Origin of the sequence: Cupriavidus sp. H18C1, from assembly GCF_049311595.1 — a bacterium.
Taxonomy (GTDB): Bacteria; Pseudomonadota; Gammaproteobacteria; order Burkholderiales; family Burkholderiaceae; genus Cupriavidus; species Cupriavidus cauae.
Window position 1 is genome coordinate 725,186 of record NZ_CP186008.1, and the last position, 15,587, is coordinate 740,772.

General features: G+C 71.7%; 10 protein-coding genes. 6 read left to right on the plus strand and 4 right to left on the minus strand.

Translation table 11 applies throughout. The features are described 5' to 3' along the window. Positions 1-16: 16 nt before the first annotated feature. Entirely contained in the window at positions 17-1,054 is a 1,038-nt protein-coding gene (gene hrcA, locus OJJOAM_RS03385) for a heat-inducible transcriptional repressor HrcA (RefSeq protein ID WP_174105851.1), read from the minus strand. A gap of 102 nt (positions 1,055-1,156) precedes the next feature. Here hrcA and OJJOAM_RS03390 point away from each other — a divergent pair, with 102 nt between their 5' ends. The 4 genes from OJJOAM_RS03390 (at position 1,157) to mprA (ending at position 6,405) form a co-directional block, all read left to right on the plus strand. After that, the gene (locus tag OJJOAM_RS03390; protein ID WP_422648862.1) at positions 1,157-2,074 is read left to right on the plus strand and encodes an NAD kinase; all 918 of its coding nucleotides are present in this window, start codon (positions 1,157-1,159) and stop codon (positions 2,072-2,074) included. A gap of 63 nt (positions 2,075-2,137) precedes the next feature. Next, positions 2,138-3,859 carry a DNA repair protein RecN gene (recN, locus tag OJJOAM_RS03395; RefSeq protein ID WP_422648863.1) on the plus strand — a complete coding sequence of 574 codons (1,722 nt, stop codon included), beginning with the start codon at positions 2,138-2,140 and terminating at the stop codon, positions 3,857-3,859. A gap of 190 nt (positions 3,860-4,049) precedes the next feature. Beyond that, a complete protein-coding gene (locus OJJOAM_RS03400) occupies positions 4,050-4,541 on the plus strand; it encodes a hypothetical protein (protein ID WP_422648864.1) in 492 nt (163 codons plus the stop codon). Between the two features lie 235 nt (positions 4,542-4,776). Beyond that, on the plus strand, positions 4,777-6,405 hold the full coding sequence (mprA, locus tag OJJOAM_RS03405) for an MprA protease, GlyGly-CTERM protein-sorting domain-containing form (protein ID WP_422648865.1): 1,629 nt from the start codon (positions 4,777-4,779) through the stop codon (positions 6,403-6,405). A 100-nt stretch (positions 6,406-6,505) separates the two neighbouring features. Here mprA and rrtA read toward each other — a convergent pair whose 3' ends face one another. The 3 genes from rrtA to OJJOAM_RS03420 form a co-directional block, all read right to left on the minus strand. Next, positions 6,506-7,087, minus strand: a complete 582-nt coding sequence (gene rrtA, locus OJJOAM_RS03410) for a rhombosortase (protein ID WP_422649482.1) — start codon at positions 7,085-7,087, stop codon at positions 6,506-6,508. Between the two features lie 93 nt (positions 7,088-7,180). After that, entirely contained in the window at positions 7,181-10,096 is a 2,916-nt protein-coding gene (glnE, locus tag OJJOAM_RS03415; protein WP_422648866.1) for a bifunctional [glutamate--ammonia ligase]-adenylyl-L-tyrosine phosphorylase/[glutamate--ammonia-ligase] adenylyltransferase, read from the minus strand. Between the two features lie 46 nt (positions 10,097-10,142). Further along, a complete protein-coding gene (locus OJJOAM_RS03420; protein WP_422648867.1) occupies positions 10,143-11,720 on the minus strand; it encodes a hypothetical protein in 1,578 nt (525 codons plus the stop codon). Between the two features lie 205 nt (positions 11,721-11,925). Between OJJOAM_RS03420 and OJJOAM_RS03425 the strand changes: the two genes are divergently transcribed. Then, positions 11,926-14,565: a YhdP family protein gene (locus OJJOAM_RS03425; protein WP_422648868.1), complete on the plus strand. Its 2,640-nt coding sequence runs from the start codon at positions 11,926-11,928 to the stop codon at positions 14,563-14,565. A 119-nt stretch (positions 14,566-14,684) separates the two neighbouring features. Further along, on the plus strand, positions 14,685-15,497 hold the full coding sequence (locus OJJOAM_RS03430) for a carbon-nitrogen hydrolase family protein (RefSeq protein ID WP_422648869.1): 813 nt from the start codon (positions 14,685-14,687) through the stop codon (positions 15,495-15,497). Positions 15,498-15,587 lie beyond the last annotated feature (90 nt).

Here is a 15,587-nt window from a genome sequence, read left to right on the forward strand (position 1 = left end):
CCCGCCCTGGCCGCCATCAGTTCTGGCTGCTCAGCGCGCTCGACAGCAGCCGCGCCGTGATATCGACGATCGGGATCACCCGGTCATAGGCCATCCGCGTCGGGCCGATCACGCCCAGCGTGCCGACGATCTGGCCGTCGACCTCGTACGGGGCGGTGATCACCGCCATGTCCTCGAGCGGCACCAGCCGGCTCTCGCCGCCGATGAAGATCTGCACGCCCTCGGCATGGCTGGACACATCGAGCAGCTGCAGCAGGCTGGTCTTGTGCTCGAACACGTCGAACAGCCTGCGCAGCTTGTCCATGCTCGAGGCCAGGTCCTCGACCTCGAGCAGCTTGCGTTCGCCCGAGATATAGACCTGCTCGTCCTCGTCGGCCATCGCGCTGCTGCCGGCCTCGACCGCGGCCTGCATCAGCTCGGACATGTCGATGCGCAGCGCCTTCAGCTCGTCGCGCAGCCGCTCGCGCACCGTGTCGAAGCGCATGCCGGCGTAATGCGTGTTGATGAAATTGGCCGCCTCGACCAGCTGCGACGCGCTGTAGGGCAGTTCGGTCTGGATGATGCGGTTCTGCACGTCCCCTTCGGGCGTCACGATGATCAGCAGGATGCGCTTGTCGGACAGCCGCATGAATTCGATCTGCCGGAACGCCTGCGCGCGGCGCGGGGTCATCACCACCCCGGCGAACTGCGACAGGTTCGACAGCGTGCGCGCGGCCGTGGTGATCATCCGCTGCGGACTCTGTTCCTGCGCGCCGAGTTCGCCCTGGATCAGCCCGGCCAGCTTGGTGCGGTCGAACTGGTTGTCGAGCGGCTGGGCCGTCAGCATGGTATCGACGAACAACCGGTAGCCGCGCGGGGTCGGGATGCGCCCCGCCGACGTGTGCGGGCTGGCGATGAAGCCCATCTCCTCCAGGTCCGACATCACGTTGCGGATGGTCGCCGGCGACAGGTCCAGCCCCGAGTACTTCGACAGCGTACGCGAGCCGACCGGCTGCCCTTCGGCGATGTAGCGCTCGATCAGGGTCTTGAGAAGGGTTTTCGCTCGTTCGTCCATGGTGTCCCGATTTTACGCAAGTTTTGCGCGCCGGGGCTCGCGCTGGCACTCACTCCCCGGGCCGTGCTGACAATGGTCATGGCGGTATGGTCTAATCCGGGCATGTCTGCACACCCCAAGTCCGGCGCCGCGCACGCGCCCTTTCGCACGGTCGCCCTGGTCGGCAGGTATTCGACCGCGGGCATCGAGGGACCGCTCGAGGAACTGGCGGCCTGCATCCTGCGCAACGGCCAGGACGTGGTGTTCGAACGCGAGACGGCGCTGGCCACCGGGCTGACCGACTACCCCGCGCTGTCCGCCGAAGAGATCGGCCGGCAGGCCGACGTCGCCGTGGTGCTCGGCGGCGACGGCACGCTGCTCGGCATCGCGCGCCAGCTGGCCGGCTTCTCGGTACCGCTGATCGGCGTCAACCACGGCCGCCTCGGCTTCATGACGGACATCCCGCTGGAAGATGTGCAATCGGTGCTGCCGGCCATGCTCAGCGGCAACTACGAGCCCGAGAACCGCATGCTGCTCGAATCGCGCGTGATCCGCGACGAGGGCGTGATCTTCTCCGCGCTGGCCCTGAACGACGTGGTGGTCAACCGTTCGGGCATCTCCGGCATGGTCGAGCTGGCGGTCTCGGTGGACGGCTACTTCATGTACAACCAGCGTTCGGACGGCCTGATCGTGTCGACGCCGACCGGCTCGACCGCCTATGCGCTGTCGGCCGGCGGCCCGATCCTGCATCCGACGCTGTCCGGGCTGGTGCTGGTGCCGATCGCCCCGCATGCGCTGTCGAACCGGCCGATCGTGCTGCCGCACGACGCCGAGGTGTCGATCGAGGTCGCCACCGCGCGCGATGCCAGCGTCAACTTCGACATGCAGTCGCTGACCTCGCTGCTGCCCGGCGACCGCATCGTGGTGCGCCGCTCGGCCAAGACCATCAACCTGCTTCACCCGGTCGGCTACAACTACTACGCCACGCTGCGCAAGAAGCTGCACTGGCACGAGTACCCGACCGAAGACAACCGGCTCTGAGCGCAAGCGCGCCTCGCTGGCCCGATCCCCTCCCCAAGTCACCGCCGCCTTCCGTCTCCCAAGATGCTGCGCAGCCTGTCCATCCGCGATTTCGTCATCGTCGATACGCTCGACCTCGACTTTTCCGCCGGCTTTACCGTGTTCACCGGCGAGACCGGTGCCGGCAAGTCGATCCTGATCGATGCGCTCGCGCTGGTGCTCGGCGAGCGCGCCGATGCCGGCGTGGTGCGCGAGGGCGCGGCGCGCGCCAGCGTCAGCGCGACCTTCTCCACGCACCCCGCGCTGGACGCCTGGCTCAACGAGCAGGCGCTGGCCGAGGACGACGGCAACGTGCTGCTGCGCCGGGTCGTCGATGCCAACGGCCGCAGCAAGGCCTTCATCAACGGCAACGCCGCCACGCTGGCGCAGCTGCGCGAGGTCGGCGACCAGCTGGTCGACATCCATGGACAGCACGCCCACCAGCTGCTGCTGCGACCGGACGCGCAGCGGCTGCTGCTCGACGCGCATGCCGGCCTGACCGCGCAGTCGGCGGCGGTGGCCGAGGCCTGGCGCACCTGGCGCGCCTGCGTGCGCCAGCGCGAGGCGGTCGAACAGCAGTCGCGCGAGATGCAGCTCGAACGCGAGCGGCTCGAATGGCAGGTCGGCGAGCTCGACAAGCTGGCGCCGCAGCCCGGCGAATGGGAAGCGATCCAGGGCGAGCACAAGCGGCTCTCGCATGCGGCCAATCTGCTCGAGGGCGGCCGCGCCGCGCTCGATGCGCTGTCGGAGGCCGACGGCGCGGTGCTGTCCGCGCTCAACGCGATGGCGCACCGGCTGCGCCAGCTGGCCGAGGTCGACCCGGCGCTGGGCGATGTGGTGATCGCGCTCGAAGCGGCCGAGGTGCAGGCCGAGGAAGCGGCCCACTCGCTGACCCGCTACGTCGACCGGCTCGAGCTCGATCCCGAGCGGCTGCAGGTCGTCGAGGAACGGATGCAGGCCTTGCACACCGCCGCGCGCAAGTTCCGCGTGCCGCCCGAACAGTTGCCCGAGGAGCTGCTGGCGCGCCGCCAGCAGCTCGACGACCTGCAGGCCGCGCAGGACCTGAACAAGATTACCGCGCGCGAGGCCGCGGCCCGCGCCGCCTACCTGACCATCGCGCGCCATCTGAGCGACAGCCGGCGCGAGGCCGCCGAGCGGCTGTCGGCGGCGGTCACCGAGGCGATGCAGGGCCTGTCGATGGCCGGCGGCAGCTTCACCGTGGCGCTGCACCCGCTCGACGAAGGCGCCAGCCACGGGCTCGAGCAGGTCGAGTTCCTGGTGGCCGGCCATGCGGGGGTCAGCGCGCGGCCGCTGGCCAAGGTGGCTTCCGGCGGCGAACTGGCGCGGATCAGCCTGGCGATCTCGGTGATCACCAGCGAGGCCGCGCCGACGCCGACGCTGATCTTCGACGAGGTCGACACCGGCATCGGCGGCGCGGTCGCCGAGGTGGTCGGCCGCCGGCTGCAGGAGCTCGGCCGCGCGCGCCAGGTCCTGTGCGTGACCCACCTGCCCCAGGTCGCCGCGCAGGCCGGCACGCATCTGCTGGTCAGCAAGGAGACCGTCGGCGATGGCGGCGAGGCGGTGACGCGCTCGCAGATCCGCGTGCTCGACGCCGCCGGCCGCGTGGTCGAGACCGCGCGCATGCTGGGCGGCGCGACGGTGACCGCCACCACGCTGCAACACGCGGAGGAGATGCTGGCGCAGGGCGCGCGCGGCGTGCCGGCGGCGGCCAAGGAGGGCCGGCGCGCACGCCGGGCGGCGAGCTGAGCCGGTCGCGGCATTCGACGCACCCTGGCACCACCGATCAGCACGACCGACAAGCTTCACCGATCAGCAACACCGATAAGCACCGCCGATAAGCGCTACCGGTCATCACTACCGACAAGCACTACGGGTCAGCAACACCGACAAGCACGATCCAATCGCACCACCGATCGCACCGACCACAGGAAACCCCATGTTCTTCGCCAAGCCGCCCTCGCCCCTCGACGACCCGTCCGGCACGACCGGCTCCGCCGAAGCCACGCGCCGCCCGGTGAGCCGCCCTGCGCGCCGCGCCACGCGCCGCCTGACGCTCGCGGCGGCCCTGTGCGGCCTGGCGCTGGCAGCCGCCTGCAGCTCGAAGCCCGCCACCCCGCCGCCGGGCGCCATCACCGACGACCGCGCGGTCGGCGACATCCTGGTCCGCTTCACGCCGCCGGCCGTCGATACCTCGCTGCAGGCGGGCGAACTGCTGGCGCAGGCCAAGGGCCCGATCCGCTTCGTGGTCAAGCGCCCGATGTCCGGCGGCACCTGGCTGGTCACCGCGATCTCGCCGTCGCCGGAGGCGACCATCGAGCAGGCGGTCACCACGCTGCGCGCGCTGCCGCGGATCGAGGCGGCCGAGGCAGACCGCCGCCTGACGCCCAGCCGGCCCAAGCCGACCGGGCGCGACATGCCGGCGAACTGAAGACCGGGCGACGGCTGCCGTTAACCCGGATCGGGAAAGCGGCCAGGCAGGCGGACCACGCAGGCGGCTCAAGGCAGCCGATCGAGAAAGGCGAAACCGCCCCGGACGTCACCCCGATAGCGCGCGCTGTCGGACGAGCGCCGATTGCCCGGTCGCATTCCCCCAACTATCTTTGAGCCACATGCCCGCGAGCGCCGGCCGCTGCACCCCGGCTTCGCCCCTCCCGGAGGTGTTCATGCCGCGTTCGATCCCGCCCGTCGCCCTGCGTCTGGTCCTTGCCGCCGCCGTCTCGGCGGGCGCCATCCTGTCCCCCTTGGCCGCGACGGCCGCGACGAGCCCGGACGCCCATCCGGCCCCGGTCTACAGCGGCAACATCATCGTGCGCTGGAAGGACGCCCCCGGGGGCACCGCGCTGATGCCGGCCGAGACCGCCGCCGAACAGGTGCGCAAGGTCGCCGAGCAGACCGGCATCGGACTGACCGTCAAGCGGCAGATGGGCGGCAACCTGGCGTTGCTCGGCGTGCCGGCCGGCAAGGGCGCCGATCCGGAGGCGGTGGCCGCGAAGCTGCGCCAGGATCCGCGCGTGGCGGACGCGGTGCCGGACCGCTGGCTGCGGCCGCACGACACGGTGCCGAACGATCCGGAGTTCGCGGTCAACCAACCCTATCTGGGTTCTGCGGCGCTGGTGCCCGGGGCCGCGAATCTTCCCGCTGCCTGGGATCGGTCGCGCGGCCACGAAGGCGTGGTGATCGCGGTGGTCGACACTGGTGTGCTAAGGCATCCGGATCTGGCGGCGCGGCTCGTGGCCGGCTATGACTTCATTTCAGACCCGCAGTATTCGCTGGATGGCGATGGCCGTGACAGCGATCCTACCGACGCCGGCGACTATGAACCAAGCGAAAACAGCTGTCCCAGCGTCGAGTGGAGAAAGACCAACAGTTGGCATGGCACCCGCGTCGCCAGCGTGCTGGGCGCGGTGACCAACAACGGCCAGGACGTTGCCGGGGTCGACTGGAGCGCCCGCATCCAGCCGCTGCGCGTCTCGGGCCGCTGCGGTGCGCTGCTGTCCGACACCGTCGACGCGATGCGCTGGGCCGGCGGCCTGCCGGTGCCGAACGTCCCGAACAATCCCACGCCGGCGCGCGTGGTCAATATCAGCCTCGGCGCGAGTACCTGCAGCAGCTTCGAACAGCAGGCCGTGGATGAGCTCGCCGCGCGCGGCGTCGTGGTGGTGGCCGCCGCCGGCAACAGCGCCGGCCCCGTGGAAGCGCCGGCCGACTGCCGTGGCGTGATCGCGGTGACCGCCCATGTCAATGACGGCGAAAACGCCAGCTATGCCAACGTCGGCCCGCAGATCGCGATCAGCGCACCGGGCGGCGGCTGTGCCAACAGCAAGGTGTCCAACGGGACCTGCCTGGCCCCGCCGTCGACGATCCGCACGCTGACCAACGACGGCGACACCACGGCGCGCAACTACACCCTGGTGAACTCGCAGGGCACCAGCTTCGCCGCGCCGATGGTGTCGGGCGTCGCCTCGCTGATGCTGGCGGTCAACGGCAACCTGACCAGCGCCCAGGTCACCGAACTGCTCAAGAGCAGCGCGCGCCCGCATCCGGCCAATACCTATTGCACGACCGGCAATAACGCCGGCAATTGCGGCGCCGGGCTGCTGGACGCGAACCGCGCGCTGGCCGCGGCGGCGGGTGCACCGGTTCCGCCGGCGCCGCCCCCGGCCAACAACGGCGGCGGTGGCGACGATGGTGGCGGCGGTGCCGTGCCGCTGTGGAGCGGCGCCGCCCTGGCGCTGGCCGGTCTGTTCGCCGTGCTGCTGCCGTCCGGCCGTCGCCGCCAGGCGCGGCGCTGAACCGAGTGCCCTGAATCAAGGGCCCTGAACCGAGTGCCCTGAACCGAGCGCCCTGAATCGAGGGCCCTGAATCGAGGGCCCTGATTCCAGGACCGGCGCGCTAGCCCGCGGCGGCGCGCCGCTGCCCCCACCACTGCTGTGCGAGCCACCAGGCGAAGCCGGCCACCGCGCCGGCCGCATGGGCGGCGCGCACCACGCCAAACCCCCACGCCGCATCGAAGCGCACCGGCGCGAGCCACGACTGCTCCAGCCACAGCTTGACCAGCACGCCGGCGGCCAGCGCGACGCCGATCGCGCGCGACCAGCGGTCGGCGGCCAGCAGGCGCAAGGCGCCCCAGACCGCCAGTCCATGCAGCGCGCCCGACAGCCCACCATACCAGCGCACCGCCGGCTGCCACAGCAACGCGACCTGCACCGCGATCCCGCACACCAGCAAGGCCAGCAGCATCTGCCGTGCGCCGGCCGCGCGCCCGGCCAGCAACAGCAAGCCCGACGCCGCCAGCAGATTGCCGAGCCAGTGGCGCCCATCCAGATGGACCCACATCGCGGTCAGCAGCCGCCACCACTGGCGCTCGCCCCCGGGCAGCATCAGCGCATCGCGTAGATAGAGGCCGTGCGCATGGAGCCATGGCACGAAGGTGAAGGCGGCCGACAGCGCGCCGATCGCCGCCAGCGCGGCCATCGCGGCCAGGGCCGGCAGCGCGCGACGCCATGCGGACGGCGCCGCCGCGACCGGTACGGCGCCGCCGTCGTCGTGCTCGGCAACCACCGCCACTCAGTCCTGGCCGAACACGGCCTGCCAAAGCGCGCGCACGTCGCGCGCCTGCGCCTCGATGGTCTGCGGCGGCACCCGGGCCTGATCCTGGCCGTCGAGCCGCAACTTGTGCTGGCGCGCGCGGAAGGTCCGGTAGGCGTCGCCGACCGCCTGGGCCAGCGTCGCATCGATCAGGCCGAGCTGCCCAGCCATCCGCAGCAGCGCGATATTGCCCGCGTTGCGCGTCAGCTCGGGATGGGCGCGGCTGTGCAGCAGCACCAGGTACTGCACGGTGAATTCGATGTCGACCATGCCGCCGCGGTCGTGCTTCAGGTCGAAGCGGTCGCTGCGGTTCGGATGGCCCTCGGCCACCTTGTGCCGCATTGCGACGATCTCCTGCCGCAGCGTGTCGGCATCGCGCGGCTGGCACAGGACCTCCTCGCGCAGCCGCTCGAAGCGCGCGCCCAGCTCGCGGTCGCCGGCGCAGAAGCGCGCGCGCGTCAGCGCCTGGTGCTCCCACACCCAGGCGGTGTTGTCGCCCTGGCGCAGCTGATAGCGGCGGAACGACTCGAAGCTGGTGACCAGCAGGCCCGCGGCACCGTTCGGGCGCAGCCGCGTGTCGACGTCGAACAGCATGCCCGCCGCGGTATGGCTGGTCAGCCAGGTGATCAGGCGGCGCGCATAGGCGGCGTAGATCTCCGCGGCGCCGTCGTCATCGTCGTCGTGCAGGAAGATGATGTCGAGGTCGGACGCGTAGCCGAGTTCCTTGCCGCCCAGCCGGCCATAGGCGATCACCGCGAAGCGCGGCATGTCGCGATGGCGCATCGGCAGTTGCTGCCAGACCGCGGTCAGCGTGACGTCGAGCATCGCGTCGGCCAGGTCGGACAGCCGGTCGGCGATCTGCTCGACCGTCAGCCTGCCGTGCAGGTCCTGCAGCAGCACGCGGAAGGTTTCGGCATGGTGCTCGCGGCGCAGGATGTCCATCTGCGCCTCGACCTGTCCGTGCGCGGCCAGCAGGCGCTCGCCGAGCCGGGCGCGGAACCCGTCCCAGTCGGGCACGCTGGCCAGCGCCTCGGCGTCGAGCAGTTCGTCGAGCAGTTGCGGATGCCGCGTCAGATAGGTGGCGGCCCAGCGCGACGCGTGCAGCGTATGGGCGACGCGCTCCATCGCCTGCGGATACTCCGACAGCAGCGACAGATACGAGGCGCGCCGGCTGATCGCATCGAAGAAGTCGAGAAAGCGCGTGATGGTGGCATCGGCATCGTCCTGCCGTCCGGCCAGGTCCAGCGCGCGGTTGACCAGCAGGTCGAAGCGCGCGCGGCTCTGCTCGGACAGCGCGCGGTAGCGCGGCGAGGACGCCGTGGCGCGCAGCCGCTCCAGCAGCCCGCCGCAGTCCGAATAGCCCGCCTGCGCGAGCCGCGCGCACGGCGCCTCTTCGTCCTCGCCATGCGCCAGCGCCGGCCACAGCGTCTCGGCGGGCGCCTGGCCCTGCTCCGGGTCGGAGAAGGTGACCTCGAACTGCTGCGCCACCGGCTCCTGCAGCTCCGCCAGCCGCGCCTGCAGCGCGGGCCAGTCCGGGCAGCCCATCATGCGGGCGACGGCGGACTGCTCCTCCTCGCTGGTCGGCAGATGGTGGGTCTGCGCGTCGTCGCGATACTGCAGCCGGTGCTCGAGCTGGCGCAGGAAGCGATAGGCATCGGACAGCTGCAGCGCTTGCCCGGCCGGCAGCAGCCCGCGCTCGACCGCGATCGCCAGTACCTCCAGCGTCGGCCGCGCGCGCAGCGCCAGGTCCTGGCCGCCGCGGATCAGCTGGAACACCTGCGCCATGAATTCGATCTCGCGGATGCCGCCGCGCCCCAGCTTGATATCGGCCGAGCGCTGGTTGACGCCATGGCCGGCCAGGCCGCCGCTGCGCTTGGCGGCCTCGGCGCGGATCTGCGCATGCAGCGAGCGGATCGCGGCGATCACGCCGTAGTCCAGATAGCGGCGGAACACGAACGGCGTGGTCAGCCGCGCAAGCTGGTCGGCGGTGCGCTGCGCGTGAGGGGTAGCCAGCGACGACACCACGCGGCCCTTGATCCAGGCATAGCGCTCCCATTCGCGCCCCTGCACGACCAGGTATTCCTCCAGCATGCCGAGGCTGCAGGCCAGCGGCCCGGCGTCGCCGTTCGGCCGCAGCCGCATGTCGACGCGGAACACATAGCCGTCGGCAGTGGTCTCGGCCAGCACGCTGATCAGGCGCCGGCCCAGGCGCGTGAAGTATTCGTGATTCGACAGGCTGCGCTGGCCGCCCGCGGTGTCGCCGTCCTCGTCGTAGAGAAAGATCAGGTCGATGTCGGACGAGACGTTGAGCTCGCGGCCGCCGAGCTTGCCCATGCCGACCACGACCAGTTCCTGCACCTCGCCGCTGTGCTCGCCGACGGGCCGGCCGAAGGTCGTCGCCATGTCGTCGGCCAGCGTGGCCAGCGCATGCTGGATCGACAGTTCGGCCAGGTCGGTCATCGCGCCGGTGACCTCGGCCAGCGTGGCCAGGCCGCGCAGATCCCGCTCGATGACGATGCACATCACCTCGGCGCGCAATCGGCGCAGCGCCTGGCCGATCGCCTGCTCGGCATCGGCGGCAGGCTGCCGCAGCGCCGCCAGCCGCGCTTCCATCCAGACCCGCGTCAGCGGCTCGGCGCTGGCCTGGGCGACCAGCGCCGGCAGTTCGGGCCGGGCCTGCATCACGCGCCGCACGTAGTGCGAGGCGGCCGCCGAGTACAATGCGTGTCCCCCGCAATCGGCGGGGTCGAGACCGGTCGCCGCGGCCACCGCAAAGGCGCCGCTGGCCATGCCGCCCAGGCCGCCGGCCGCGGTGGCGGCATCGACGGCAACGGCGGCGTCGACGGCATGCCGACCGGCGCCCGCCTGGGAACTCGCGATATCTGGGGAAGTCATTCCTGTCACTTGGATGGATCGCGGCAGAGGAACGCCGCGCGAGGAATCATGCGCCACCGGTAACGCCGCCCGGGCTGGCTTCGAATTGGAGAGCGGCTAGTATTGTCGGATAATCTGCGCATGTCCAGCCGCGCCACCCCACCCGCCGAACGCCCCACCCCGTCCAGCGGCGCGGCAGCAACCCCAGGGTCCGCGGGCTCCGCCGCCGGTGCCGCGGCGGCCCAGGTTCCCGGTTCCGGTACCGCTTCCTCGACCTCCCCTCCCTCCGGCAAGTCGTTTTCGACCTCGGCCTGGCGCCGCCGGGCCGGCCAGCTGTTTCGCTCCCTGAAGGCCTCGCCGCGCGCCATCGGCCGCGCCGTCGCGGCAGCGGTGCGCCACCGCTGCTGGGGGCTGGATCGCGCGCTGGCTGCTGCGCATCGGCGTCACGCTGGCGGCCGTGGCCGCGGTGCTGTTCCTGCTGATGCGTTTCGTGCTGTGGCCCCAGGCCGCGGGCGCACGCGCCTGGCTGGAGCAACGCGGCTCGGAGGCGCTGTCCGCCCGCCTGACCATCGCCGCGCTGGAGACCACGTGGGATGGCTGGCATCCGGCCTTCCATGCGCGCGGCGTGCGTCTGGTCGACGACCAGCAGCGCGTGCTGCTGTCGGCCGAGACGCTGCAGGGCGCGCTGTCCTGGCAGTCGCTGAGCACGCTCGAACTGCGCTTCGCCCGCTTCGACGCCAACCACGCCGACGTGCTGGTGCACCGCTCGGCGCAGGGCCGGCTGGAGGTGGCCGGCATGCCGATGCGCACGCAGGACCGCAGCGGCGGCGACGATCATCGCTTTCTCGACTGGCTGCTGGCACAGGGCTCGGTCACGCTGACCGGCGGCAAGGTCCGCTGGCTCGACGAGCAGCGCGGCCTGCCGGTGCTGGAGGTCGGCGACATCCTGCTGCGCTCGACCCGCAGCGGCGCCCGCCACGACCTGCGGCTGGAAGCGCGCTCGGCCGCGCTGGCCGCGCGCCCGCTGGTGGTCACCGGCACCTTCCGCCATACCTATCTGCATGCGCAGGGCGACTGGCGCAACTGGCGCGGCCAGGCCAGCTGGGATATCGGCCAGTTGCAGCTGCCCGCGGTGCAGCGCTATCTGAGCCTGTTCGAGCGGGTCGACAGCGGCGTGCTGAGCAGCGACGGCACCATCGAGTTCGCCAATGGCGAAATGCTGCGCAGCCAGGCGCGGCTGCGCGCCAACGCGGTCGATCTGCGCCTGGCCGGCGCGGCCGAGCCCTTGCGGCTGAACCAGTCGCAGGCGCTGCTGCTGCACCGGCGCGAAGGCGCCGACAACCAGCTGACCGTCGACACGCTGCTGTGGGAGCCGGCCGGCGCGCAGGCGCAGGCCAGCGGCGGCGCCTGGCGCGAAGGCATGCGCCGCGTCACGCTGCGCTGGGCGCGCGACGACAACGGCGCGCTGCGGCGGCTGGCGCTGAAGGCGCCGACGCTCGACCTCGACGCGCTGCGCGCGCTGTCGACCGCGATGCCGCTCGATACCGCGCTGGCCCGCCAGGTGCGCGCGCTGCGACCGTCCGGCCGGCTCGACAACCTCGACGTCAACTGGACCCGCGAGCGCGGCGGCCTGCTGCAGCGGCAAGGCGGTCCCACCCGCTATCGGATCCAGGGCACGCTGCGCAACGTGTCGGTGCGCGAGCAGCCGGCCGAACCGGCGTTCGACAAGGACGGCCACGCCAACCTGGGCATTCCGGGCTTCAGCGGCCTGTCCGGCAACTTCTCCTTCGACCAGCAGGGCGGCAGCGCGCGCTTCGAGGGCACCCAGGCCACGCTGACCTTCCCCCGGCGTGTTCGAGGACCCGCGCCTGCCCTTCGACGAACTGGCCGGCGCATTCGAGTGGCGCCGCGAGGCAGGCAAGCTGGTGGTGCGCACCGACGGCATCCGCTTCGCCAACGCCGACACGGCCGGCACCGTGCGCGGCAGCTGGCGCGAAGGCGGCGACGGCCACGCCGGCATTGCCGAGCTCGATGGCGAACTCGCCCGCGCGCAGATCGCACGCGTGCCGCGCTATCTGCCGCTGCACGTGCCGGCGAGCACCCGGCACTATCTGGCCGGCGCGCTGGCGGGCGGCGAGTCCGAGGCGGTCCGCTTCCAGGTCACGGGCGATCTCGCCCACTTCCCGTTCCACGGCGACGCCGCCCGGCATGGCGACTTCCACGTGGACGTGCCGCTGCGGCAGGCGTCCTACCAGATCGACCCGCACGGTCCCGACGGCAAGCCGCTATGGCCGCTGTTCACCGAGATCGACGGCAGCCTGCGGTTCGAGCGCGGCGCGATGGCGCTGAACGTCGAGCGCGCCTCGGTGCAGGGCCTGGCCGGCGTGGCGCTGCGCGACGTCAAAGGCCGCATCGACGAGCTCGACCACCGCGGACGACTGACGCTGGACGGCAGCGCCAGCGGCCCGATGCAGGGCTTCCTGCGCTATATCGCCACCAGCCCGGTGCGCGAGTGGACCGGCAACTTCACCGGCGAGGCGCGCGGCCAGGGCCATGGCGAGCTGCGGCTCAAGCTCGACCTGCCGCTGGCCGATGCGACCCGCAGCAAGGTCGAAGGCCAGTACCGCCTGACCGGCAACGACGTGGTGCTCGCGCCGGGCCTGCCGACGCTGGGCGGCGCGACGGGCACGGTCGCGTTCAACGAGCACGGCTTCCAGCTCGATGCGGTGCGCGCGCGCCTGCTGGGCGGCGAGGTGCGCGCCAGCGGCGGCACCCAGTCCGACGGTACGGTGCGCGTGACGGCGGCCGGCAGCGCCAACTCGCGCGGCATCGCCGAGGCGCTGGCCGGCGCCGGGCTGACGCCGCTGGCGCGCCGCTTCGACGGCAATGCCAGCTACCAGGCGGTGATCGGCGTGCGCGAACGCCAGCCGGTGATCTCGTTCACCGCCGATCTGGCCGGCATGGCGGTCGACCTGCCGGCGCCGCTGGCCAAGCCCGCCGGGCAGCCCGCGCCGCTGCGCTTCGAACTGCGGCCGCTGGCCGGGCGCGCGGGGCATGAAGAGCTCGAACTGCAATACGGCGCGATGCTGAATGCGCGCTATCTGCTGCGCCGTGGCCCCGGCGGCGTCGAGGTAGTCAACGGCGGCATCGGCATCGGCCAGCCGACGCCCACGCCCGCCACCGGGGTCAGCGCCGCGCTGGCGGTCGAGCGTTTCGACCTGGACGGCTGGCGCGCGGCGCTCGCCGGCGCCCCCGCCAGCGGCCCCCCCGACGACAAGGGCGGCGGCGCGCGCGAACCGGTCACGGCCTCGTATCTGCCGGAGCGCATCAGCGCGCGTTCGCGCACGCTGCTCGCCTTCGGCCGCGAGCTCGACGACGTGACGCTGGACGCCGTGCGGGCGCCGCAGTCCGGCGATCCGGGCTGGCAGTTCCGCCTCGACTCGCGCCAGATCGCCGGCCAGATGCAGTGGCGCGCGGTGCCGTCCAGCCCGGGCGGCGCGCTGACGTTGCGGCTGTCGCGGCTGAATATCCCCGACAGCCAGGACACCAGCCAGGTGGCCGACGCGCTGGCCGGCCAGATCGAGGAACTGCCGTCGATCGACTTGCAGGCGGAGCGCTTCGAACTGCGCGGCCACGACTTCGGCAAGCTGCAGGTCAAGGCGCACAGCGCGCTCGACCATGGCGAACCGGTCTGGACGCTGGAATCGCTGACGCTGGAACAGCCCGGCGCGACCTTCACCGGCCAGGGCAGCTGGCGCGTGCCGCGCCGCGTGCGCGACAGCGACAAGGCCGGCGGCCAGCGCCGCACGCTGCTGAGCTTCAACGTCGACGTGCGCAATGCCGGCAATGTGCTCGACCGGCTCGGCATGCCGCACACGCTGCGCGACGGCAAGGGCAAGCTCGAGGGCCGCATCCGCTGGATCGGGTCGCCGCTGGCGATCGACTATCCCTCGCTGAACGGCCGCGTGGCGCTGAAGCTCGAGAACGGCCAGATCGTCAGCGTCGAGCCCGGCGCCGCCAAGCTGCTGGGCGTGCTGAGCCTGCAGAGCGTGATGCGGCTGGTGACGCTGGACTTCCGCGGCATCGCCGGCGAGGGCCTGGTGTTCGACGAGATCAGCGCGACCGGCACCATCGAGAACGGCATTGCCAGCACCAGCGATTTCCGCCTGAAGAGCCCGCAGGTCAGCGCGGCGATGAGCGGCAGCGCCAATCTGCCGCAGGAAACGCAGGATCTGGAGGTCGCGCTGGTGCCGCGCATCAACGCGACCTCGGCCTCGGTTGCCGCCGCCTTCATCAATCCGGCACTCGGGATCGGCACGCTGGCGGCGCAATTGCTGTTCGCCGACGAGTTCTCCAAGGCCTTCACGCAGCACTACAAGGTGACCGGAAGCTGGGCCGAGCCGCGGATCGCCAAGGTCGGCGACAATAACGCGGACGGGTCCAAGCGCGCTCCCGATCGCCGCCAGCCCGAGCAGTCCTATATGCCGTAATTGCGCCCACGCGCATCGAGGAAACGCCATGCCAGCCGCCGATCCCGCTACCCGCTCCGCCAGCACGCCAGCCAGCCCTGCCGCTTCCCCCCTCCGCCACGCCGAGCGCGACGCGTGCCATGCGTGTTGCCGCAATCCAGACCGTGACCGGCACCGCGCTCGACGCCAACCTGGCGCGCGCCGACGCGCTGATCGCCGAGGCCGCGCGCGGCGGCGCCGACCTGGTGCTGCTGCCGGAGTATTTCTGCCTGATGGGCCGCCAGGAGAGCGACAAGGTCGCGGTGCGCGAGCAGGACGGCGACGGGCCGATCCAGCGCTTCCTGGCCGATGCGGCGCGGCGCCACGGCATCTGGCTGGTCGGGGGCACGCTGCCGCTGTGGTGCGAGGACGCCGAGCGGGTCCGCAACAGTTCGCTCGCCTTCGATCCGCAGGGCGAACGGGTGGCGCGCTACGACAAGATCCACCTGTTCGGCTTCACCCGCGGCGAGGAGCGCTACGACGAGTCGCGCACCATCCTGGCGGGCCGCGAGCCGGTGACGTTCGATGCGCCGTGCGGCCGGGTCGCAATGTCGGTCTGCTACGACCTGCGCTTCCCCGAGCTCTATCGGCAGATGGCGAGCACCGACAGCGAGAACGGCCTGGCCTTGATCCTGATGCCGGCCGCCTTCACCTACACCACCGGGCAGGCGCATTGGGAGATCCTGCTGCGGGCCCGCGCGATCGAGAACCAGTGTTATGTGCTGGCCGCGGCCCAGGGCGGCAAGCACGAGAACGGCCGCCGCACCTGGGGCCATTCGATGCTGGTCGACCCGTGGGGCGAGGTACTGGCCATGCTGCCCGAGGGCGAAGGCGTGGTCAGCGGCACGCTGGACCCGGCGCGCATCGCCGAAGTGCGGCAGAACCTGCCTGCGCTGCGCCACCGGGTGCTGTAGCATGGACACCCGTAGGACCCGACCGAACCGTGGTACCTGACCGAACCGTAGTACCGAACATTCGCGCGCCGCACCAGGCGGCGCCCCACC

Excerpts from the sequence above, each read along its gene's own strand:
- hrcA (WP_174105851.1), bottom strand. The coding sequence starts at position 1,054 with ATGGACGAACGAGCGAAAACCCTTCTCAAGACCCTGATCGAGCGCTAC.
- glnE (WP_422648866.1), bottom strand. The coding sequence starts at position 10,096 with ATGACTTCCCCAGATATCGCGAGTTCCCAGGCGGGCGCCGGTCGGCAT.
- rrtA (WP_422649482.1), bottom strand. The coding sequence starts at position 7,087 with ATGGCCGCGCTGGCGGCGATCGGCGCGCTGTCGGCCGCCTTCACCTTC.
- OJJOAM_RS03390 (WP_422648862.1), top strand. The coding sequence starts at position 1,157 with ATGTCTGCACACCCCAAGTCCGGCGCCGCGCACGCGCCCTTTCGCACG.
- OJJOAM_RS03430 (WP_422648869.1), top strand. The coding sequence starts at position 14,685 with ATGCGTGTTGCCGCAATCCAGACCGTGACCGGCACCGCGCTCGACGCC.
- mprA (WP_422648865.1), top strand. The coding sequence starts at position 4,777 with ATGCCGCGTTCGATCCCGCCCGTCGCCCTGCGTCTGGTCCTTGCCGCC.
- recN (WP_422648863.1), top strand. The coding sequence starts at position 2,138 with ATGCTGCGCAGCCTGTCCATCCGCGATTTCGTCATCGTCGATACGCTC.
- OJJOAM_RS03400 (WP_422648864.1), top strand. The coding sequence starts at position 4,050 with ATGTTCTTCGCCAAGCCGCCCTCGCCCCTCGACGACCCGTCCGGCACG.